Raw genomic sequence first — 15,462 nt, 5'->3', positions numbered from 1 at the left:
ATCGCAGATCACGGCTGCACGAACTGGAGATCGGCTTTGGCCACAACTGACCGTCGTGTCGGGAAGGGTATGAGAGGCATCCTCCGCAGTATCGCTCGTTCCGCAATATGATTTGAAGAACATAGCTCAATTCCGATGCGAGGCCTTAAAACCATCGCAACGCTGCCGGAACGCTCCGCGCGCGCCGATCGCAACGGTCGGGCGCTGGCCGGGCGCTCGGTTGCTGCGGCAAGTCGTTGAACTTGCTGCCGTCTTCTTCTCCCTCCAGCGGCCCGGCGAGCGTCGGCGCGGATTCGGCCTCGACAATTTGGCGAATAGCGCTGTGACCACGGCCGTCGTGTAACAGCTGTCACCTATTGTCGCGGACGGCATGGCCCGCCGGTTCGGCGTCGCCGGCCGGATATACCTGCCTTGATCGCACCGCCCCCCGCGAGCCAGCCCCCACCCGGAGCGCCTGATGAGGTTTCTGAGCTACGCCTACTGTGTCGTCTCCAACTTCGTGTTCCTGGGGCTGGTCTATTTCAGTCTGAACTTCCTCGACCAATATCCGCAGCGCGCGACAGTCGCGATCCTGATGCTGGTCTACGCGGCGATGCACGCGTTCTCGGCGCTGCGCTCGTTCTATTTCTTCCAGCGCATCGAGCGCCTGGAGGGCGAGACGCGGCGGCTGGCCTCGGCCGCCGGAGAGGGGCCGAATTCCACCGCATCGCGGAAGCAGATCGTCCTGGGGGTCACCGAGCTCAGGCACGCCGGCGAGGTCAAGGCGTATATCGATCTGTTCTTTCTGGCGCTGGTGATCCTGCTCTGCATCGCCAAGATCGTCACAGGCTAGTCGGGCACCCGTTTGGCGTTCGCCGACGCCACCGCACGCGGCACCCGCTTCTTCATGCTGGCGAGGCGCAGCGGTTTGCTCGTCGCCGGCTCGGGCTGTTCGACGTGCTGGGCCGGGCCACGGCGTTTGCCGTGGGGGGCGGCGGTGGCGGGACCCTGATGCGCGGCCTGTTTTGGAGGCTTCGCTTGGCGCGCCGGGATCGCCGGCGACCGCGGCATCGCTGTGCCGGCCGCACGCTGCGCCAGCCTGGGCGAGCGGGCCGCGAGCAGCGTCAGGCCGAGCGCTTCGGGGACCCTGAACACGTCGGCTCCCGGAAGCGCCAGGGTCGGGGCGGCTGCGAGCTGGGCGAGGCGCGGCTGCGGCCAGGCGGTCGGGCGCAGCGCGGGCAGGCGCGCTCGCTGCGCGTGATCGAGCAGGTCGGCGTCGCGCCAGTCCATGTCGGCAATCACCGGCGCCGGCAGGGTCCGCGTCTCGGTGAAGACGAAGTTCGGAATCCGCGGCCAGCGGGTGATCGCCACCGTCTCGGTCGGCGGGTGCAGATACCATTGCTGGGGCTCGGTCGGCGTCGCCGGACGATCCGCGGTTGCCGGTACGACGTGAACGATGCGATAGCCGCGCTCTTTCAGCGTGGCCAGGATTCGCGGCAGCGCCGCGACGGTGCGCGGCTGGATGTCGTGCAGCAGCAGGATGCCCTTCCGCTTGGCCTCGATGCGTTGGATCGCGAGCTCGTAGACCCGCTGCGAGGAGATATGGCGCCAGTCGTCGGCCGGGAAGTCCGCGCTCCAGGTCTGGATGCCCTGCGAGGCCAGATAATTCTCGACGATCTCGGCGCGCATCAATCCGGGGATGCGGAAGAACGGCGCCAGCTTGCTCTTGTCGCCGTTCAACGCCGCCAGCGTCGAGGCGATGCCGTCGTCGATCTCCTGCCGGGCACGCTCGAGCGGCATCCTGTCCATGGTCAGCGGATGGTGCTGGCTGTGCGTGCCGACGGTATGCCCGGCCGCGATCAGCTTGCGCACGCCCTCGGGGTTGGCGTTGGCCTGGCTGCCGATGGTGAAGAAGGTCGCCTTGACGCATTGGCTGGCGAGGATCGCCAGCACCTGGTTCGAGTATTTCGGCAGCGGCCCGTCGTCGAAGGTCAGCACCACCTCGTGATCGGCGAGCGGCAGCGTCTCCCGGTACTGCATGGTGCCGATTCGCGGATGTTCCCGGGGATCGACCACAAGGGTCCGCGAGGTGCCGAGTGCATTGGGGTTCGGGCAATCCGCGGCGAGCGCCGCCTGGGGAGTCATGAAGGCGAGGAGCGCCGCGCCCAAAACGATGCGGGATTGCTTTTGAGTATTGACGAGAAGGCTGGCGAGCATAGGGCCTGGGCCGCATTCCAAACGCACTGGCGAATCCTTAGGTGCGGCGCCATGAATGCCGCCTTAACGGTCTGTAATCCAGCCCCTATTCCGGGTTCAACGTGACCTGTCGGACACGGTTTTCACCCCCGCCGGGACGATGTGGACAATCCGATAATTATGCTCATGCAGATATCTTAAAAAGGCCGGCAGCATCTGGGCCGTGCGCATTTGCGGGTCATGCAGCAGGATGATTCCCTTGCGGGCGGCTTCGAGCCGGCCGGTAAGCAGCCTGAGCTCCTCCTCTGGCGTCATCTTGACCCAGTCGCTGGCCCAGAAATCGGCTCCGAACACCGCGATACCGCGCTTTTCGAGGTGATCCAACAGCTCGGGCGTCGACTCGAAATATGGGAACCGGAAGAACGGCGTGGCCGGGACGGTGCTGTCGATCCCGCGCAGGGCCATTCCGACCGCCTCGATCCCGCGATTGATGTTCGCCTCGGCCTGCGCCGTCGGCATCTTGTTGAGATGCGGATGGTCCCAGGTGTGATAGCCGATGGTGTGGCCAAGGCGCGCGATCTTGCGGACCATGTCGGGATGATCTGCTGCGTTGCGGCCGACCATGAAGAAGGTGGCGCGCACGCATTCGGCCCCCAGCGCCGTCAGCACCTTGTCGGTGACGCCGGGCGTCGGCCCGTCGTCGAAGGTCAGCACCACCTCGCGATCGTGCAGCGGCAGGGTCTGCGGGAAGCTCTTCAGCCCGACGCGCGGATAGGTCGCAGGGTCCACCTCCATCACCCGCGCGGTGCCGAGCGCATCATCGCGCGTGCATTCAGCGGCCCGAGCTGAGCCGACCGGCACTGCCGGCGTCAATGCGAGCAGCACCACGGTCGCGTTCAGGATCGATCGTGCTTTGCTCGACATATTTCTCATTGCGCCGGGCCCCGCCGATTAGGTAATCCGTTCCGCACTACTCACACCTGTTTTTCCCCTCCTGTCAAACCGGCGAAACACGGCATGGCCGAGAATATCGACGTTGCCCGCCCCGCCGAGACGTTGCTGGACCGCACGCCGATGCGGGACGAGGAGGGCCAGCTCCGCCACGAATTCGTCGAAGAGGTCACCCGCGCCATCCACGCCGCCGACCGTCCCTTGCTGTGCGAGACGGTCGCGGAACTGCACGAGGCCGATCTCGGCGATTTGATCGCGGCGCTGGAGCCGGACGACCGCGTCACCCTGGTCGAGATCACCGGCACGGATTTCGACTTCTCCGCGCTCAACGAGGTCGACGAGGCGGTCCGTGAGGAGATCCTCGAGGAACTCGAGCCGGAGACGGTCGCCGAGGGTGTCCGCGAGCTCGAATCCGACGACGCCGTCGAACTGCTGGAAAGCCTCGACGAGGAGGACCAGGAAGAAATCCTGGAGAAGCTGCCGGCCGCCGAGCGCGAAGATATCGAGCGCAGCCTGCTGTATCCGGAAAACTCCGCCGGCCGGCGGATGCAGACCGAGTTCATTGCGGTGCCGCCGGATTGGACTGTCGGGCAGGCGATCGACTACATGCGCGACACGCCCGACCTGCCGGACCGCTTCTACGAGATCTACGTGGTCGATGCCGAGAAGCACTGGCTCGGCGCGGTTCCGCTCGACGTGCTGCTGCGCGCGCGCCGCCCGGTGCCGATCACCGACCTCGTCGACGAGGACCGCCGCCGCGTCTCCGCCCTGGAGGATCAGGAGCAGGTGGCGCGGATGTTCGGCAAGTACAATCTGGTCGCCGCGCCCGTGGTCGACACCACCAACCGGCTGGTCGGCGTGATCACCATCGACGACGTCGTCGACGTCATCGAGGAGGAGGCCGACGAGGATCTGAAGGCGCTCGGCGGCGTCACCCATCCTGAAGAGCTCTCCGACACGGTCTGGACCATCGCCCGCGGCCGCTTCAACTGGCTGCTGGTCAATCTTGCCACCGCGTTTTTGGCCTCGTCGGTGCTTGGCCTGTTCGAGGGCCAGCTCGAGAAGATGGTGGCGCTCGCGGTGCTGGCGCCGATTGTGGCGAGCCAGGGCGGCAATGCGGCAACCCAGACCATGACGGTCGCGGTGCGCGCACTGGCCACCCGCGAGCTCGGCTCCGCCAATGCAATGCGCGTGGTGCTGCGCGAGACCATGGTCGGCCTCGTCAACGGCATCGCCTTTGCCGTCATCACCGGCGTCGCCGCGGTGGCCTGGTTCAAGATTCCCGGCCTCGGCCTCGTGATCGGCCTTGCCATCATCTGCAATCTGGTCGCCGGTGCGCTCGGCGGCATCTTGATTCCGATGGTGCTGGAACGGGTGCGGGCCGATCCGGCCGTTGCGTCCGGCACCTTCGTCACGACCGTCACCGACGTGGTCGGATTCTTCTCGTTCCTCGGCATCGCAACGCTGTGGTTTGGGCTGAAGTAGCCACTTTTTTATCGTTAATCCGACCTTAACGGGCTTCATGGATGATGCGCCCATCTCCAGGGGGCCATCATGCGGCGCTTGCGGCTCAAGGCGGACGGACGGATCGTCGAACTGCGCGACGGCAGGGAATTCCCGCTCGCGCCGCCTGAACCGGTGACGTCGGCAACCGCGCAGCCCGCGGTGCGCGACCTGCGCCGCCGCGCCCAACTGACCCAGCTCGAATTCGCCGCCAAGCTCGGCGTCCCCGTGGAAACAATCCGCAACTGGGAGCAGGGCAAGCGCGCGCCGCGCGGCCCCGCCCGCGCACTGCTCGCGGTGATCGCGCACTCGCCCGAGACCGTGTTCGCTGCGCTGGCGAGCGAGCCGACGGCGGCGTAGGCGAGGGCGTCGTGCGTCCTCCGCCGGCATTGTCGAACTGATCGCTCTGGCGCGCCGCACTTTCGCAGGGACGACAGCGAGCTGGTTTGCATCGCCCGCCAAACACCGCGGTGTCGTCACCCGGCTTGACCGGGTGATCCAGTATTCCAGAGGCAGCAGTGCTTGAACCGAGAGGCAGCGGCGTACTGGATCGCCCGGTTAAACCGGGCGACGACAGTTGTGGGGGTACAGCCTCGCATTCTCGCGATATCACTTGTCCGAGAGTCTTGCTGTTCGTCGCTAGTCTTTGCGCCAGGCGCCGAGCAGGAACCGCCGCACCGGCGGCGAGCCCGCCTGCTTTTGGACGTCCGGCAGATCGACGACGTAACGCTTCATCATCAGCTTGATCGCAAGCCCGATGATAATGAACGGCGTCACATAGATCGCGAAAACTTCGAAGGCGTTCATGACATTCCTCCGCGATTTCCAGGCCACAGATTATCACATTATTCCCGAGGCCGGTTGGCAAGACGGCGAAGGCGTTTGAGCCTGCTAACCTGCCAAGGGAAGCCTGGCGTGTTGCTTTGCCGCGGTGCCAGACCGCGAAAGGTTGCCCCAAGCACCGTTCACGCTGTATTCAGCAGGTTCGGTCCAGTTGCCCATACGGGCGAGCATTGTGCTGGCGAGGTTCAATTGACCGATCATGTCGATGAAATGGCTGTCGTGGTGGACTGGCTCGATTGCTGCAGGAGCCGCGATCTCGAGGGACTGCTCGAGCTTTATGCGGATGACGCCCGGCTCGACTGTGCCTGCGAAGGCGCCGGGATCAGCGGGCGTTCCGCGCTCGCCGATTATTGGGGGCCGAAACTGGCCGCCCTGTCGCCGGAGGCGTTCGGGCTCGAAGAGATCACGCCCCGGCAGGATGGCGTCGTGCTCGATTACCTGAGCTTCGAGGGCAGGGCGGTTCGGATCGCCTTTGCGTTCGATGTAGAGGGCAGGATTTCGCACATGCGTTGTGCGCCGTCATCGCGGTGACGGACCTCAATCTTTCGTATGTTGATCGAGCGGGAGGCGGCATCGAACGACGGTCTGGCGTTGCTCGCGAACCAGTTCGAGCGTTCCATCGAGCGCGCGCACCCGTTCATGCATCCCGGTCAGGCCCCTGCCAAACGGCTTGTCCTCCGGCAAGCCAACGCCATCGTCCGTGATCTCGATCCGGACCTGACCGGCCTCGAACGCGGTCGAGATCTCCATCGTCGTTGCCCGGGCATGCCGAAGCACGTTGGTGACGCCCTCCTGAACGAAACGATAAGCGGTCTGTGACATCAAGCCGTCGAGCCCGTCCAGACGAGGATCGAGCCGGGAGCTCAGACGGAGGCCCGGCGCTTGCGACCGCGCATCGCGCAGCAAGGCCTGCACGCTTTCCAGCAATCCGAGTTCGGCGATGTAGAGTGGACTAAGGCCCTCCAACACGCGCCGATTCACCCGCTGCAAGGCTTCGGCCGCGCTCAGGACGCCATGGGCCGGTGAGCCGGGTTCCGGCGGTCCCTCCGCACCGGCCTCGAACAGCGCGGTGGCATTGGCGCGAATGGCGAACAGCAGCGGGCCCATTTCGTCATGCAGCTCGCGAGCCAGCTCGCGGCGCTCATCGTCCTGCACCGCGACGATCTTGCGCAGCAGGTCGCGGTTGTCCTGGCTGAGCCGCTTCAGCGTGGCCGCGAGCTGGTTTGCTTCCGCGCAGCTCTTGCGAATCTCCGGAGGGCCGGCCTGGGGGATGATTGCGTCGTAATTGCCGTCTTGCATGCGCGTGAGGCCGGCGCCGAGTTGCTCCAGCGGGCGAAGCGCCGTGCCGGTCGTGAAATAGGCAGTGAGGGCCGCGAGCAGCATCAGCGCTGAGCTGGATGCGACGATGACCAGGAAGCCGAGCCACTTCTCGAAGAGGTCCGCCGACAGGTCGGGAACGAAGACAATGTCGCCGACATGCGCCGTCCCGATCCTGATGGGGGAGGCCGAGCCGAACTGAGGAACCTGCACCAGTGTGGCGAACCACGCTGGAATGCTGCCGTGGGGAGGGAGCGTGCCTGTACGGTGCGGCCTGGACCCGGCCGGGACGAATGCGATTGCTTCGTCGCTGCCCAGCCCCCCTGCGAACGCGTCGAGAATTTGCTGCGGCTCGCCTGCGGCCGCGAGCGCGGCATTCAATGCGTTGGCCACGAGGCGGGCGGAGCGGGCGCTGTCGGCGTTCTCGTTCTCGAACTGCTCGGGCGAGACGGTCCGCACAGCGAGGCCGCCGAGCAGGAGGGCGCCGACGACCATGGCCGCCATCGGCAGCAACAGCCGGGCGCGAAGCGAGAGGTTGTTCCAAATGTTGAACAATTCTAAGCTCCGTTACGCGGATATTTTCGTACAATCGGTCCGCGACGTTCTATGAAGGTCACGGAGGACGGGTGCAGGATACGGCGAAATCAGCCACCAGGATATTGATCGTCGACGACCATCCGGTGGTGATCTCGGGCTGCCGGTCGCTGTTCGCCGCCGACAAATCGGTGAGGATCGACGAAGCCGCCGACGCCAAGGCCGGTCATCGCGCCTTCATGCAGAAGCGGCCGGACGTAACCATCATCGATATCAAGCTCCCGGACGTGTCGGGCTTCGAGTTGCTGCGCAGGATCAGGAAGGACGATCCGGACGCCCGCATCATCATGTTCAGCATGAATGACGATCCCGCGTTCGTCGTGCGCGCGGTGGAGATGGGTGCCCAGGGCTACATCTCGAAGGGGGATGATCCCCGCTTGTTCGTGAAAGCCGTGCGCAAGGTGGCGGCCGGCGAGAAATTCATCTCGCCGCATCTGGCCAAGGCGATCGCATTCTCCAGCGCCGCGATCAAGGCGAGCCCGGCGTCCTTGATGACCGCCCGGGAACTGGAGATCCTCCGGCTGCTGGGGCGCGGCGACAAGATCGTCGACGCCGCATCGGCCCTCGGCATTTCCTACAAGACCGTCGCCAATACGACCTCGCTGCTCAAGCAGAAGCTCGGCGCAAAGAACCATTCCGACCTCGTCCGTATCGCGGTCGAGATGCAGCTCGGCTGACCGGCTCAGATCGAACTGGCCGGGTGCGGTGGTGCGGCCAGTTTCTCGCTGCCGGAGGCTGGACTGCATTTCGTCAGGGCAATAGATGCGGCAAATGCAGGCGTCCGGCGGGTTCGCTTGTGGTCCTGGCGGCGTTTTCACCAGCTGGCGGACGGCCAGCCGAACCAGTCCGGCGTCCGATAACTCGCAACGCGCTGGCCGACCTCGCGCATGGCGGGGCGCGGCCGGGCTTCGCGCCGCGCCTGCCGCGTCGGCTTTGCCCGCCGAGCATGCCGTTCGGGGCCCTTGCGCAAGGCTGCCTGCGGCTCGTGGATCTCCGTCAGCTTCGCCGGCGGCGTGCGCGGAGCGGAGGCTTCGGCAGCCACGGCAATCGGGGCAGGAACGGCCGCGGTGACGAGCGGTGCGCTCGTATCCATCCGGATGGCCTCGGGCCATTTGTGGCGTGAGTGGATGCGTATCACGGAATGGTCGATGTCGCTGCGGGCCTCGGTGACCGACGCCGCCGGAAGATACCAGTCGAGCAGGAACAGCAGACTCAGCAGCACCCCTGCCGTGAAGATGAAATATCGGAGCAGAGGCATTGCACGTTCACCGCCATCACGGACCGGACGTCCGCGCCGGCGCCGAACAACGGGAATAAATGGCAACGGTTCCTGGAGATTGCATTCTGCCGGCGAGCGAATCCTGTGCTCGCGGTGCTGTCCACTGACAAACATTCAGGTCGCCGCGAGTCAATGAGACAGGAAAGTTAAGCAATGGGTGTCGGAACGATTTGTGCCCGCCGCAGTTGACGCTGTGATTTGAGACACAATCAACTTCCCAAGCAAGAGCTCCGGCGCAGTCCCCCGGCTGCGTCGGAGCCGCTTTTTTTGCTGACGACGTTGCGCCGATGTTATCGGGATTGCGCGCGATCGGAGCGCACCGCTAGAGCGGAATCCGGACCTGCTGCGCCGCCGGCATGGCGAAGTTCTTGGCCGGTCTTGACGCCACGAACAGGTTGGCCGTGACGAGGAGCGCGATTGAAAACAGCGATACCAACGACGCGCATGCAAACTGTTCGCCCATACCCATCTCTGCCTCTCCAGATTCCCTGAAACGGAGAACTGGATAAAAGTCGCTTCGTTCCTGCGGCTGGGAAAAACTGGCAGTGGTGTGGGACCGGCGCTCCGTGACCGCGCCGCGGCGGCTTCGCCGGGTGACGCCTCCGGCATGGCGGCATGCGGCGCCGGCAATTGACACGGGCCTTGCCGCCGCTACGGTTCCGTCCGGGACGTTTTCCCAAGAGAATCAAGACCCAGAAGAAGCCAAAAAAGAAGGGCAGAGAACGCCGTGAAACGCGTCATCGCGTCGTGAGCGGGCCCACGCGGACCTCCGCGCTCGCGCCATTCCGCATCCGCAGCTATCGCTTTCAATGGCCGTCCGATCTGCTCACCTCGTGGGCGTTCGAGGTCGAGACGCTGGTGCTCGGCTGGTACATCATGGTCGAGACCGGCTCGGTGCTGCTGCTGACCGTGCTCGCCTCGCTGCAATATGTCGGCACGCTGGTGGCGCCGGTGGTCGGCATGATCGGCGATCGCATGGGGCACCGCGATCTGCTTGCCGTGATGCGGTTCGCCTATACGGCGCTCGCCGGGACCCTGATGACGCTGGCGCTGACCGGGCACCTGGCGCCTCTGAAGGTCATGATCATCGTCGCGATCATGGGCGTGATCCGCCCGTCGGATCTCGGCGTGCGCGGCGCGCTGCTCGCCGACATCATGCCATCAGAGCAATTGGTCGGCGCCATCAGCCTGGCGCGCACCACGCAGGACTCGGCGCGCATCGCCGGCGCGCTGACCGGGGCCGGGCTGTTTGCCGCGCTCGGCATCGGCTACGTCTATGTCGGGATCACCTGCTTCTATTTCCTCGCCGCCGTGCTAATGCTGTGCATGACACGCCCGGCGAAGACCCACGTCATGGCCGATCACGCGGTCACCGGCACGTTCGGCGCGACGCTGCTGCGCGACCTCAAGGAGGGTATCGTCTATGCCTGGAGTGGTCCGGGCATGCGCGCCGCGCTCTGCGTCGCGTTCCTCGCCAACCTCACCGCGTTTCCGCTGACCAACGGCTTGCTGCCTTACGTCGCGCGCGACATCTTCCATACCGATCAGACCGGGCTCGGCTATCTCTCGGCGAGCTTTGCGGTTGGCTCGCTGATCGGCTCGATCACGCTCAGCATGGCCGGCGGCGTGCGGATCGCGCGGCTGCTGATCGGCGCGACGCTGGCCTGGTATGCGATGCTGCTGGTGTTCGTCGAGCTCAGGACCATGCCGGTGGCGATGGCCTGCCTGGTGCTGGCCGGCGTCGCGCAGAGCATGTCGATGATCGCAGCCGCCGTGATGCTGATGCGCAACGCCAGCGCGCACTTGCGCGGCCGCGTGATGGGCGTGCGCATGATGGTGATCTACGGCCTGCCGCTCGGCCTGCTCGCCGCCGGCAGCCTGATCGACCTGATCGGCTATTCCGCCACCGGCACGCTGCTCGCCGCCGCCGGCTTCATCGCGATGCTCGGCATCGCGCTGCATTGGCGCGCCGATCTCTGGCCGCTGCACGCGCCGGCGAATGCAAGATGAGGTCGTAGCCCGGATGGAGCGTAGCGCAATCCGGGGCAGGTCGATCCGCGGATGGCGTGCCCCGGATTTCGCTGCGCTTCATCCGGGCTACAAGCTATGAGCCCGCTCGACGCAAATGGACGGGCACCGACTTGTACGATGGCGTGCCGCTCTCCTTGTCCCGATAGTCGAGCGGCACGAGGCCATTGGCTTCGGGATAATAGGCGGCGACCGAGCCGCGGGCGATGTCATAGGCGATCGCGGTGAGGGTGAGGCGGCGTGGTGCGCCCGTCGGCAGCGCGGTCTCGATCTCGACCAGATCGCCATGGGCGAGGCCGAGTGCGGAGAGATCGTCGGCATTCGCAAACAGCACATCGCGCCGGCCGAACACGCCGCGGTAGCGGTCGTTCAGGCCGTAGATCGTAGTGTTGTACTGATCGTGGCTGCGGATGGTGGTGAGCTTGAGCACGGTCGTGTCGCTCAGCACCGGATCCTCCTCGAGGCCATCGAAGATCAGGAATTCGGCCTTGCCTGACGGCGTCGTCCATTTGCGCTCGGTCGGCGGCAGCGGCAGGCGGAAGCCGCCGGGAATCCGGATGCGCGCGTTGTAATCCCTGAAATCGGGGAACACGCCCTCGATGGCGTCGCGGATGCGGTCGTAGTCGGCGATCAATTCCAGCCACGGTACCTTGCTCGCCGGCAGGGTCGCCATCGCAATGCCGGCGACGATGGCCGATTCCGAACGCAGATGCTCGGAGGCCGGAGTAAGCTTGCCGCGCGAGGCGTGCACCATCGACATGGAATCTTCGACCGTCACGACCTGCGGCCCGGAGGCCTGGATGTCCTGCTCGGTGCGGCCGAGCACCGGCAGGATGATCGATTGCTTGCCGATCAGAAGATGCGAGCGATTGAGCTTTGTCGCCAGATGCACGGCGAGCTCGAGCTTGCGCATGCCCGCTGCGCAGCGTTCGGGATCGGACAGCGCGATGGCAAAATTGCCGCCGAGCGCGATCAGCACCTTCGACCGGCCGTCGTCGATCGCTTCCATCGCCGCGACCGCGTCATGGCCGTGTTTGCGCGGCGGCTTGAAGCCGAAGGTGCGTTCGATGCCCTCATACATCGGGATGTTGGGCTTCTCGGTGATGCCGACGGTGCGATTGCCCTGCACGTTGGAGTGACCGCGCAGCGGGCAGATGCCGGCGCCCGGCTTGCCGTAATTGCCCTTCAGCAACAGCAGGTTTGCGATCTGTTGGACGTTGTCGGTGCCGCGGCTGTGCTGGGTGATGCCCATTCCGTAGGTGACGATGGTGGCCCTGGATTTGGCGTAGAGCGCGGCGACCTCGGCGAGCTTTGCGCGGGCAAATCCGGAGACCGTCTCGATCGAATCCCAGGGCGTGGCGCGCAAATCGGCAGCGAACGCATCGAAGCCCCGGGTGTGCTCGGCGATGAAGGCGTGATCGAGCACGTCGCGCGTGGCGTCGTCCATCTCGATCAGCGCCTTCATGATGCCCTTCAGCACCGCGGCGTCGGCGCCGACCTTGGGCTGGTAGTAGGTCGAGGCGATCCGCGTCGAGCCGAGCGTGACCATCTCGATCGGGTCCTGCGGATCGGCGAACCGCTCCAGCGCGCGCTCGCGCAGCGGATTGAACACGATGATCGGCGCGCCGCGGCGCGAGACCTCCCACAGCGTGCCCATCATGCGCGGATGATTGGTGCCGGGGTTGTGGCCCATCGCGATGATCAGCTCGCAATGGTCGAAGTCGTCCAGCGACACCGTGCCCTTGCCGATGCCGATCGATTGCGGCAGGCCGACGCTGGTCGCCTCGTGGCACATGTTGGAGCAATCTGGAAAATTGCTGCTGCCGTACTCGCGCGCGAAGATCTGGAACAGGAACGCGGCTTCATTCGAGGCCCGGCCGGAGGTGTAGAACTCGGCCATGTCGGGATCGGGCAGGCCGCGAAGACTTGCGCCGATCCGCGCGAAGGCGTCGTCCCACGAGATCGGCTGATAGGTGTCGCTCGCTGCGTCATAGGCGAGGGGGTGGGTGAGGCGGCCCTCGTTCTCGAGATGGAAGTCGCTCCAGCCGAGCAGCTCGGTGACGGTGTGGGCGGCGAAGAACTCCGGCGTGACGCGCTTGCTGGTCGCCTCCCAGGTCACGGCCTTGGCGCCGTTCTCGCAGAACTGGAAGGTGGAGGTGTGCTCCTTGTCGGGCCAGGCGCAGCCCGGACAATCGAAGCCGTCGGGCTTGTTGGTCCGCAGCAGCGTGATCGGTGCCTCGACGAAATCCATCTGGGTGCGCACCGCCTCCGCGGTGGCCTTGAGGGCGCCCCAGCCGCCGGCCGGTGCATCATAAGGGCGGATCCCGGGAACGTCGCGCTTTTGGACCATATGTCCTCCTGCAACTTTTTGAGTGTGACCCCGTGCGTCGAATCCCCAAAAGGTGATTGTTTGTTGGCGGCATGCGCCGCGATCAGCGAGATCAGCGCGTTCGGATCGACGTTCTCGATCCGGATGGGCAGTCTCGCAATGAAGCCTAGCCTAATGGGCTCAGGCCTGTGGTCAACAGTCCGTCAGCATATGCAGCAGCCGTACCCGGGTGCAGCGAAGCGCAATCCGGGGCCGCTCGATCCGCGGATAACGCGTTCCCGGATTTCGCTACGCTCCATCCGGGCTACAAGCTTCCGCTATCGCTTGCGATCCAAAAACCCCTGCATCAGACGCTGCGGTTCGCCGGTCAGGAAGGACTGTCCGAACACGCCGACGCTGAGGTTGACCGATTCCGTCAGCGGCAGCTCTTCCCACTGCCGCAGCAGATCCTTCTGGATGCGCAGCGCCTCGGGGCCGCATTCCAGCAACGCCTTCACGGTGTGCTCGACGGCGTCATCGAGGCCGCCGGGCTTCGCCACGGTGTCGACGAGGCCCCAGGCCAGCGCGGTTTGTGCGTCGATGTTCTCTGCGGTCATCATCAGCCAGCGGGCGCGGCCCCAGCCGATCAGGCGCGGCAGCAGCGCCGCATGGATCACCGAGGGGATGCCGACGCGCACCTCGGGCATGCCGAACATCGCGTCATGCGCGGCGATGCGGACGTCGCAGGCGGCGGCGACTTCGAGGCCGCCGCCGAGGCACCAGCCGGGCAGCCGCGCGATCACCGGCGCCGGGAACTGGCGCACCGCCTCGCAGAGGTCGCGCAGGCGGCTGATGAAGGCTTCCGCGGATGCCTGGTCGAGCCGCGCCATCTCCCGGATGTCGGCGCCGCCGATCATGCTGCGCTCGCTCTCGCCGGTCAGGATCACGGCGCGGATATCGCGGTTGGCGGCGAGGTGTTCAAAACCCTCGCGCACGCCGTCGGTGACGTCGGAGCTGAGGATGTTGAGCTTGCCGGCGTTGCAGATCGTCAGGCGAACGACGCCCCTGGCGTCGCCGGCGATGCCGCAATGGGGATTGAGCATGTCCATGGATGGTCTCTGGAAGCAGGGAATGATCGCGCCATGTCCGGGACAAAGCCGGCCGCTGTCAAGGGATCGCGGCCAGTTGCGTCACGAAGCCCGCATCTATAGAATTATAGTAATCATATAAATGGAGCCGTCATGACCGTCGCCGAGAGTACCGACCTTCATTCGCCCGAGTTGCTGCGCGTGCGTGTCGTCGAGTGGCAGGCGCCGGGGCCGGTGGCGAAAGCCGCGATGCCGATGTCCGGCATCGAGGCGATGCGGGCGATCCGCGACGGCGTCCTGCCGCCGCCGCCGATGGCCAAGCTGATCGGCTTCCGCATGGCCGTGGTCGACGAAGGGCGGATCGTGATGGAACTCGATCCGCAAGAGAGCCTGGAAAATACCATCGGCCTGCTGCACGGCGCGACCGCGGCGGCGCTGCTCGACACCGCCATGGGCTGCGCGATCTCCACCGCGTTGCCGGCCGGACAGACTTCGGTAACGCTGGATCTCAAACTGACCTATCTGCGTCCACTCTCGGTGCGCTCGGGAACCATCAGCGCCGAGGGCAAGGTGATCAAGCTCGGGCGCCAGACCAGCTACACCGAGGGATTCGTCCGCGACGGCAAGGGCAATCTCGCAGTGCACGCAACCGCGACCTTTTCCATGATCGGCGAGGAGCCCAAGGTGAAGTAGCTACGAAATAGCTACAGCTTTTCCGGCGCAAATCTGCTATTATATGATTAGAAACATTTCATGAGAGTGGCATGCGCTATTCCAAGGAACACAAGCAGGAGACCCACGCGCGGATCGTGCGGAAGGCTTCGGTGCGGCTGCGCGAGAAGGGTGCCCACGGCATCGGCGTTGCTGACCTGATGAAGGATGCCGGGCTGACCCATGGCGGCTTCTATGCGCATTTCGATTCGCGCGAGGCGCTGGTGATCGAGGCCTTCAACTACGCGATGGACCGCGCCACGGAGCGTTGGCGCAAGGTCACGGCCGACGTGGCGCCGGAGAAGCGACTGGCGACCATCGTCGATGGCTATCTGACGACGGTTCATCGCGATGATCCGGGCCAGGGCTGCGCGGTGCCCTCGCTCGGCGCCGAGATCGCGCGCGAGACCCCGAAGACCCGCAAGGCGTTCGCGCTCAAGCTCGAGCAGATGATCGACATGATTGCCGACCAGATCCTCGACGTGCCGCGCAAGACCGCGCGCAAGCAGGCGATGGCGACGCTGGCGACCATGATGGGCACCATCGTGATGTCGCGGATCGCCGGCAACGGCGAATTGTCGGAGGAGATCCTGGCCTCCGGCCGCGAAGCGGCGCTCGCCCGTGCCGCGGCGGCCAAGCCGCCGGCGAAGAAGAAGGTGAATTAG

At 65.5% G+C, this 15,462-nt stretch carries 16 protein-coding genes; 8 read left to right on the top strand and 8 right to left on the bottom strand.

What is annotated here, in order from left to right:
* Positions 1-457 precede the first annotated feature (457 nt).
* The gene (locus JQ633_RS30430) at positions 458-832 is read left to right on the top strand and encodes a hypothetical protein (RefSeq protein ID WP_211989120.1); all 375 of its coding nucleotides are present in this window, start codon (positions 458-460) and stop codon (positions 830-832) included.
* Here the strand turns inward: JQ633_RS30430 and JQ633_RS30425 are convergent.
* Both JQ633_RS30425 and JQ633_RS30420 read right to left on the bottom strand, forming a co-directional pair.
* Entirely contained in the window at positions 829-2,196 is a 1,368-nt protein-coding gene (locus tag JQ633_RS30425) for a polysaccharide deacetylase family protein (protein ID WP_211989119.1), read from the bottom strand. The genes JQ633_RS30430 and JQ633_RS30425 overlap by 4 nt on opposite strands.
* 96 nt (positions 2,197-2,292) lie before the next feature.
* Positions 2,293-3,108 carry a polysaccharide deacetylase family protein gene (locus JQ633_RS30420; RefSeq protein WP_211989116.1) on the bottom strand — a complete coding sequence of 272 codons (816 nt, stop codon included), beginning with the start codon at positions 3,106-3,108 and terminating at the stop codon, positions 2,293-2,295.
* 84 nt (positions 3,109-3,192) lie between these two features.
* Here JQ633_RS30420 and mgtE point away from each other — a divergent pair, with 84 nt between their 5' ends.
* Both mgtE and JQ633_RS30410 read left to right on the top strand, forming a co-directional pair.
* On the top strand, positions 3,193-4,611 hold the full coding sequence (mgtE, locus tag JQ633_RS30415; RefSeq protein ID WP_211989114.1) for a magnesium transporter: 1,419 nt from the start codon (positions 3,193-3,195) through the stop codon (positions 4,609-4,611).
* Between the two features lie 69 nt (positions 4,612-4,680).
* Positions 4,681-4,989: a helix-turn-helix domain-containing protein gene (locus JQ633_RS30410; protein ID WP_211989112.1), complete on the top strand. Its 309-nt coding sequence runs from the start codon at positions 4,681-4,683 to the stop codon at positions 4,987-4,989.
* Positions 4,990-5,268: 279 nt separating this feature from the next.
* Here the strand turns inward: JQ633_RS30410 and JQ633_RS30405 are convergent, their stop codons facing one another.
* The gene (locus JQ633_RS30405) at positions 5,269-5,436 is read right to left on the bottom strand and encodes a hypothetical protein (RefSeq protein WP_211989110.1); all 168 of its coding nucleotides are present in this window, start codon (positions 5,434-5,436) and stop codon (positions 5,269-5,271) included.
* 225 nt (positions 5,437-5,661) lie between these two features.
* Here JQ633_RS30405 and JQ633_RS30400 point away from each other — a divergent pair, with 225 nt between their 5' ends.
* A complete protein-coding gene (locus JQ633_RS30400) occupies positions 5,662-6,003 on the top strand; it encodes a nuclear transport factor 2 family protein (RefSeq protein WP_249159758.1) in 342 nt (113 codons plus the stop codon).
* Positions 6,004-6,009: 6 nt separating this feature from the next.
* On the opposite strand, the gene JQ633_RS30395 is transcribed toward JQ633_RS30400, so the two are convergent.
* The gene (locus JQ633_RS30395; protein ID WP_249159757.1) at positions 6,010-7,344 is read right to left on the bottom strand and encodes a histidine kinase; all 1,335 of its coding nucleotides are present in this window, start codon (positions 7,342-7,344) and stop codon (positions 6,010-6,012) included.
* A 71-nt stretch (positions 7,345-7,415) separates the two neighbouring features.
* Between JQ633_RS30395 and JQ633_RS30390 the strand changes: the two genes are divergently transcribed.
* Complete coding sequence (locus JQ633_RS30390; RefSeq protein WP_211989108.1) at positions 7,416-8,060, top strand: response regulator transcription factor; 645 nt, start codon at positions 7,416-7,418, stop codon at positions 8,058-8,060.
* A gap of 137 nt (positions 8,061-8,197) precedes the next feature.
* Here JQ633_RS30390 and JQ633_RS30385 read toward each other — a convergent pair whose 3' ends face one another.
* Both JQ633_RS30385 and JQ633_RS30380 read right to left on the bottom strand, forming a co-directional pair.
* Positions 8,198-8,641, bottom strand: coding sequence for a hypothetical protein (locus JQ633_RS30385; RefSeq protein ID WP_211989106.1), 444 nt, complete (start codon positions 8,639-8,641; stop codon positions 8,198-8,200).
* Between the two features lie 343 nt (positions 8,642-8,984).
* Positions 8,985-9,131: a hypothetical protein gene (locus tag JQ633_RS30380; RefSeq protein ID WP_211989103.1), complete on the bottom strand. Its 147-nt coding sequence runs from the start codon at positions 9,129-9,131 to the stop codon at positions 8,985-8,987.
* Positions 9,132-9,409: 278 nt separating this feature from the next.
* Between JQ633_RS30380 and JQ633_RS30375 the strand changes: the two genes are divergently transcribed.
* Positions 9,410-10,672, top strand: a complete 1,263-nt coding sequence (locus JQ633_RS30375; RefSeq protein WP_211989101.1) for an MFS transporter — start codon at positions 9,410-9,412, stop codon at positions 10,670-10,672.
* Positions 10,673-10,766: 94 nt separating this feature from the next.
* On the opposite strand, the gene JQ633_RS30370 is transcribed toward JQ633_RS30375, so the two are convergent.
* Complete coding sequence (locus JQ633_RS30370; protein ID WP_211989099.1) at positions 10,767-13,040, bottom strand: FdhF/YdeP family oxidoreductase; 2,274 nt, start codon at positions 13,038-13,040, stop codon at positions 10,767-10,769.
* Positions 13,041-13,336: 296 nt separating this feature from the next.
* Positions 13,337-14,107, bottom strand: coding sequence for an enoyl-CoA hydratase (locus JQ633_RS30365; RefSeq protein ID WP_211989098.1), 771 nt, complete (start codon positions 14,105-14,107; stop codon positions 13,337-13,339).
* 132 nt (positions 14,108-14,239) lie between these two features.
* Here JQ633_RS30365 and JQ633_RS30360 point away from each other — a divergent pair, with 132 nt between their 5' ends.
* Entirely contained in the window at positions 14,240-14,779 is a 540-nt protein-coding gene (locus JQ633_RS30360; protein ID WP_211989097.1) for a PaaI family thioesterase, read from the top strand.
* Positions 14,780-14,850: 71 nt separating this feature from the next.
* A complete protein-coding gene (locus JQ633_RS30355; RefSeq protein WP_211989096.1) occupies positions 14,851-15,462 on the top strand; it encodes a TetR/AcrR family transcriptional regulator in 612 nt (203 codons plus the stop codon).

This window comes from Bradyrhizobium tropiciagri, assembly GCF_018130505.1.
Classification (GTDB): domain Bacteria; phylum Pseudomonadota; class Alphaproteobacteria; order Rhizobiales; family Xanthobacteraceae; genus Bradyrhizobium; species Bradyrhizobium tropiciagri_B.
Note: the sequence above shows the minus strand (reverse complement) of the source record. Positions and strands in the feature narration are given on the sequence as shown.

Excerpts from the sequence above, each read along its gene's own strand:
- mgtE (WP_211989114.1), top strand. The coding sequence starts at position 3,193 with ATGGCCGAGAATATCGACGTTGCCCGCCCCGCCGAGACGTTGCTGGAC.
- JQ633_RS30425 (WP_211989119.1), bottom strand. The coding sequence starts at position 2,196 with ATGCTCGCCAGCCTTCTCGTCAATACTCAAAAGCAATCCCGCATCGTT.
- JQ633_RS30430 (WP_211989120.1), top strand. The coding sequence starts at position 458 with ATGAGGTTTCTGAGCTACGCCTACTGTGTCGTCTCCAACTTCGTGTTC.
- JQ633_RS30380 (WP_211989103.1), bottom strand. The coding sequence starts at position 9,131 with ATGGGTATGGGCGAACAGTTTGCATGCGCGTCGTTGGTATCGCTGTTT.
- JQ633_RS30355 (WP_211989096.1), top strand. The coding sequence starts at position 14,851 with ATGCGCTATTCCAAGGAACACAAGCAGGAGACCCACGCGCGGATCGTG.
- JQ633_RS30360 (WP_211989097.1), top strand. The coding sequence starts at position 14,240 with ATGACCGTCGCCGAGAGTACCGACCTTCATTCGCCCGAGTTGCTGCGC.
- JQ633_RS30410 (WP_211989112.1), top strand. The coding sequence starts at position 4,681 with ATGCGGCGCTTGCGGCTCAAGGCGGACGGACGGATCGTCGAACTGCGC.
- JQ633_RS30420 (WP_211989116.1), bottom strand. The coding sequence starts at position 3,108 with ATGAGAAATATGTCGAGCAAAGCACGATCGATCCTGAACGCGACCGTG.
- JQ633_RS30405 (WP_211989110.1), bottom strand. The coding sequence starts at position 5,436 with ATGAACGCCTTCGAAGTTTTCGCGATCTATGTGACGCCGTTCATTATC.
- JQ633_RS30370 (WP_211989099.1), bottom strand. The coding sequence starts at position 13,040 with ATGGTCCAAAAGCGCGACGTTCCCGGGATCCGCCCTTATGATGCACCG.
- JQ633_RS30385 (WP_211989106.1), bottom strand. The coding sequence starts at position 8,641 with ATGCCTCTGCTCCGATATTTCATCTTCACGGCAGGGGTGCTGCTGAGT.
- JQ633_RS30365 (WP_211989098.1), bottom strand. The coding sequence starts at position 14,107 with ATGGACATGCTCAATCCCCATTGCGGCATCGCCGGCGACGCCAGGGGC.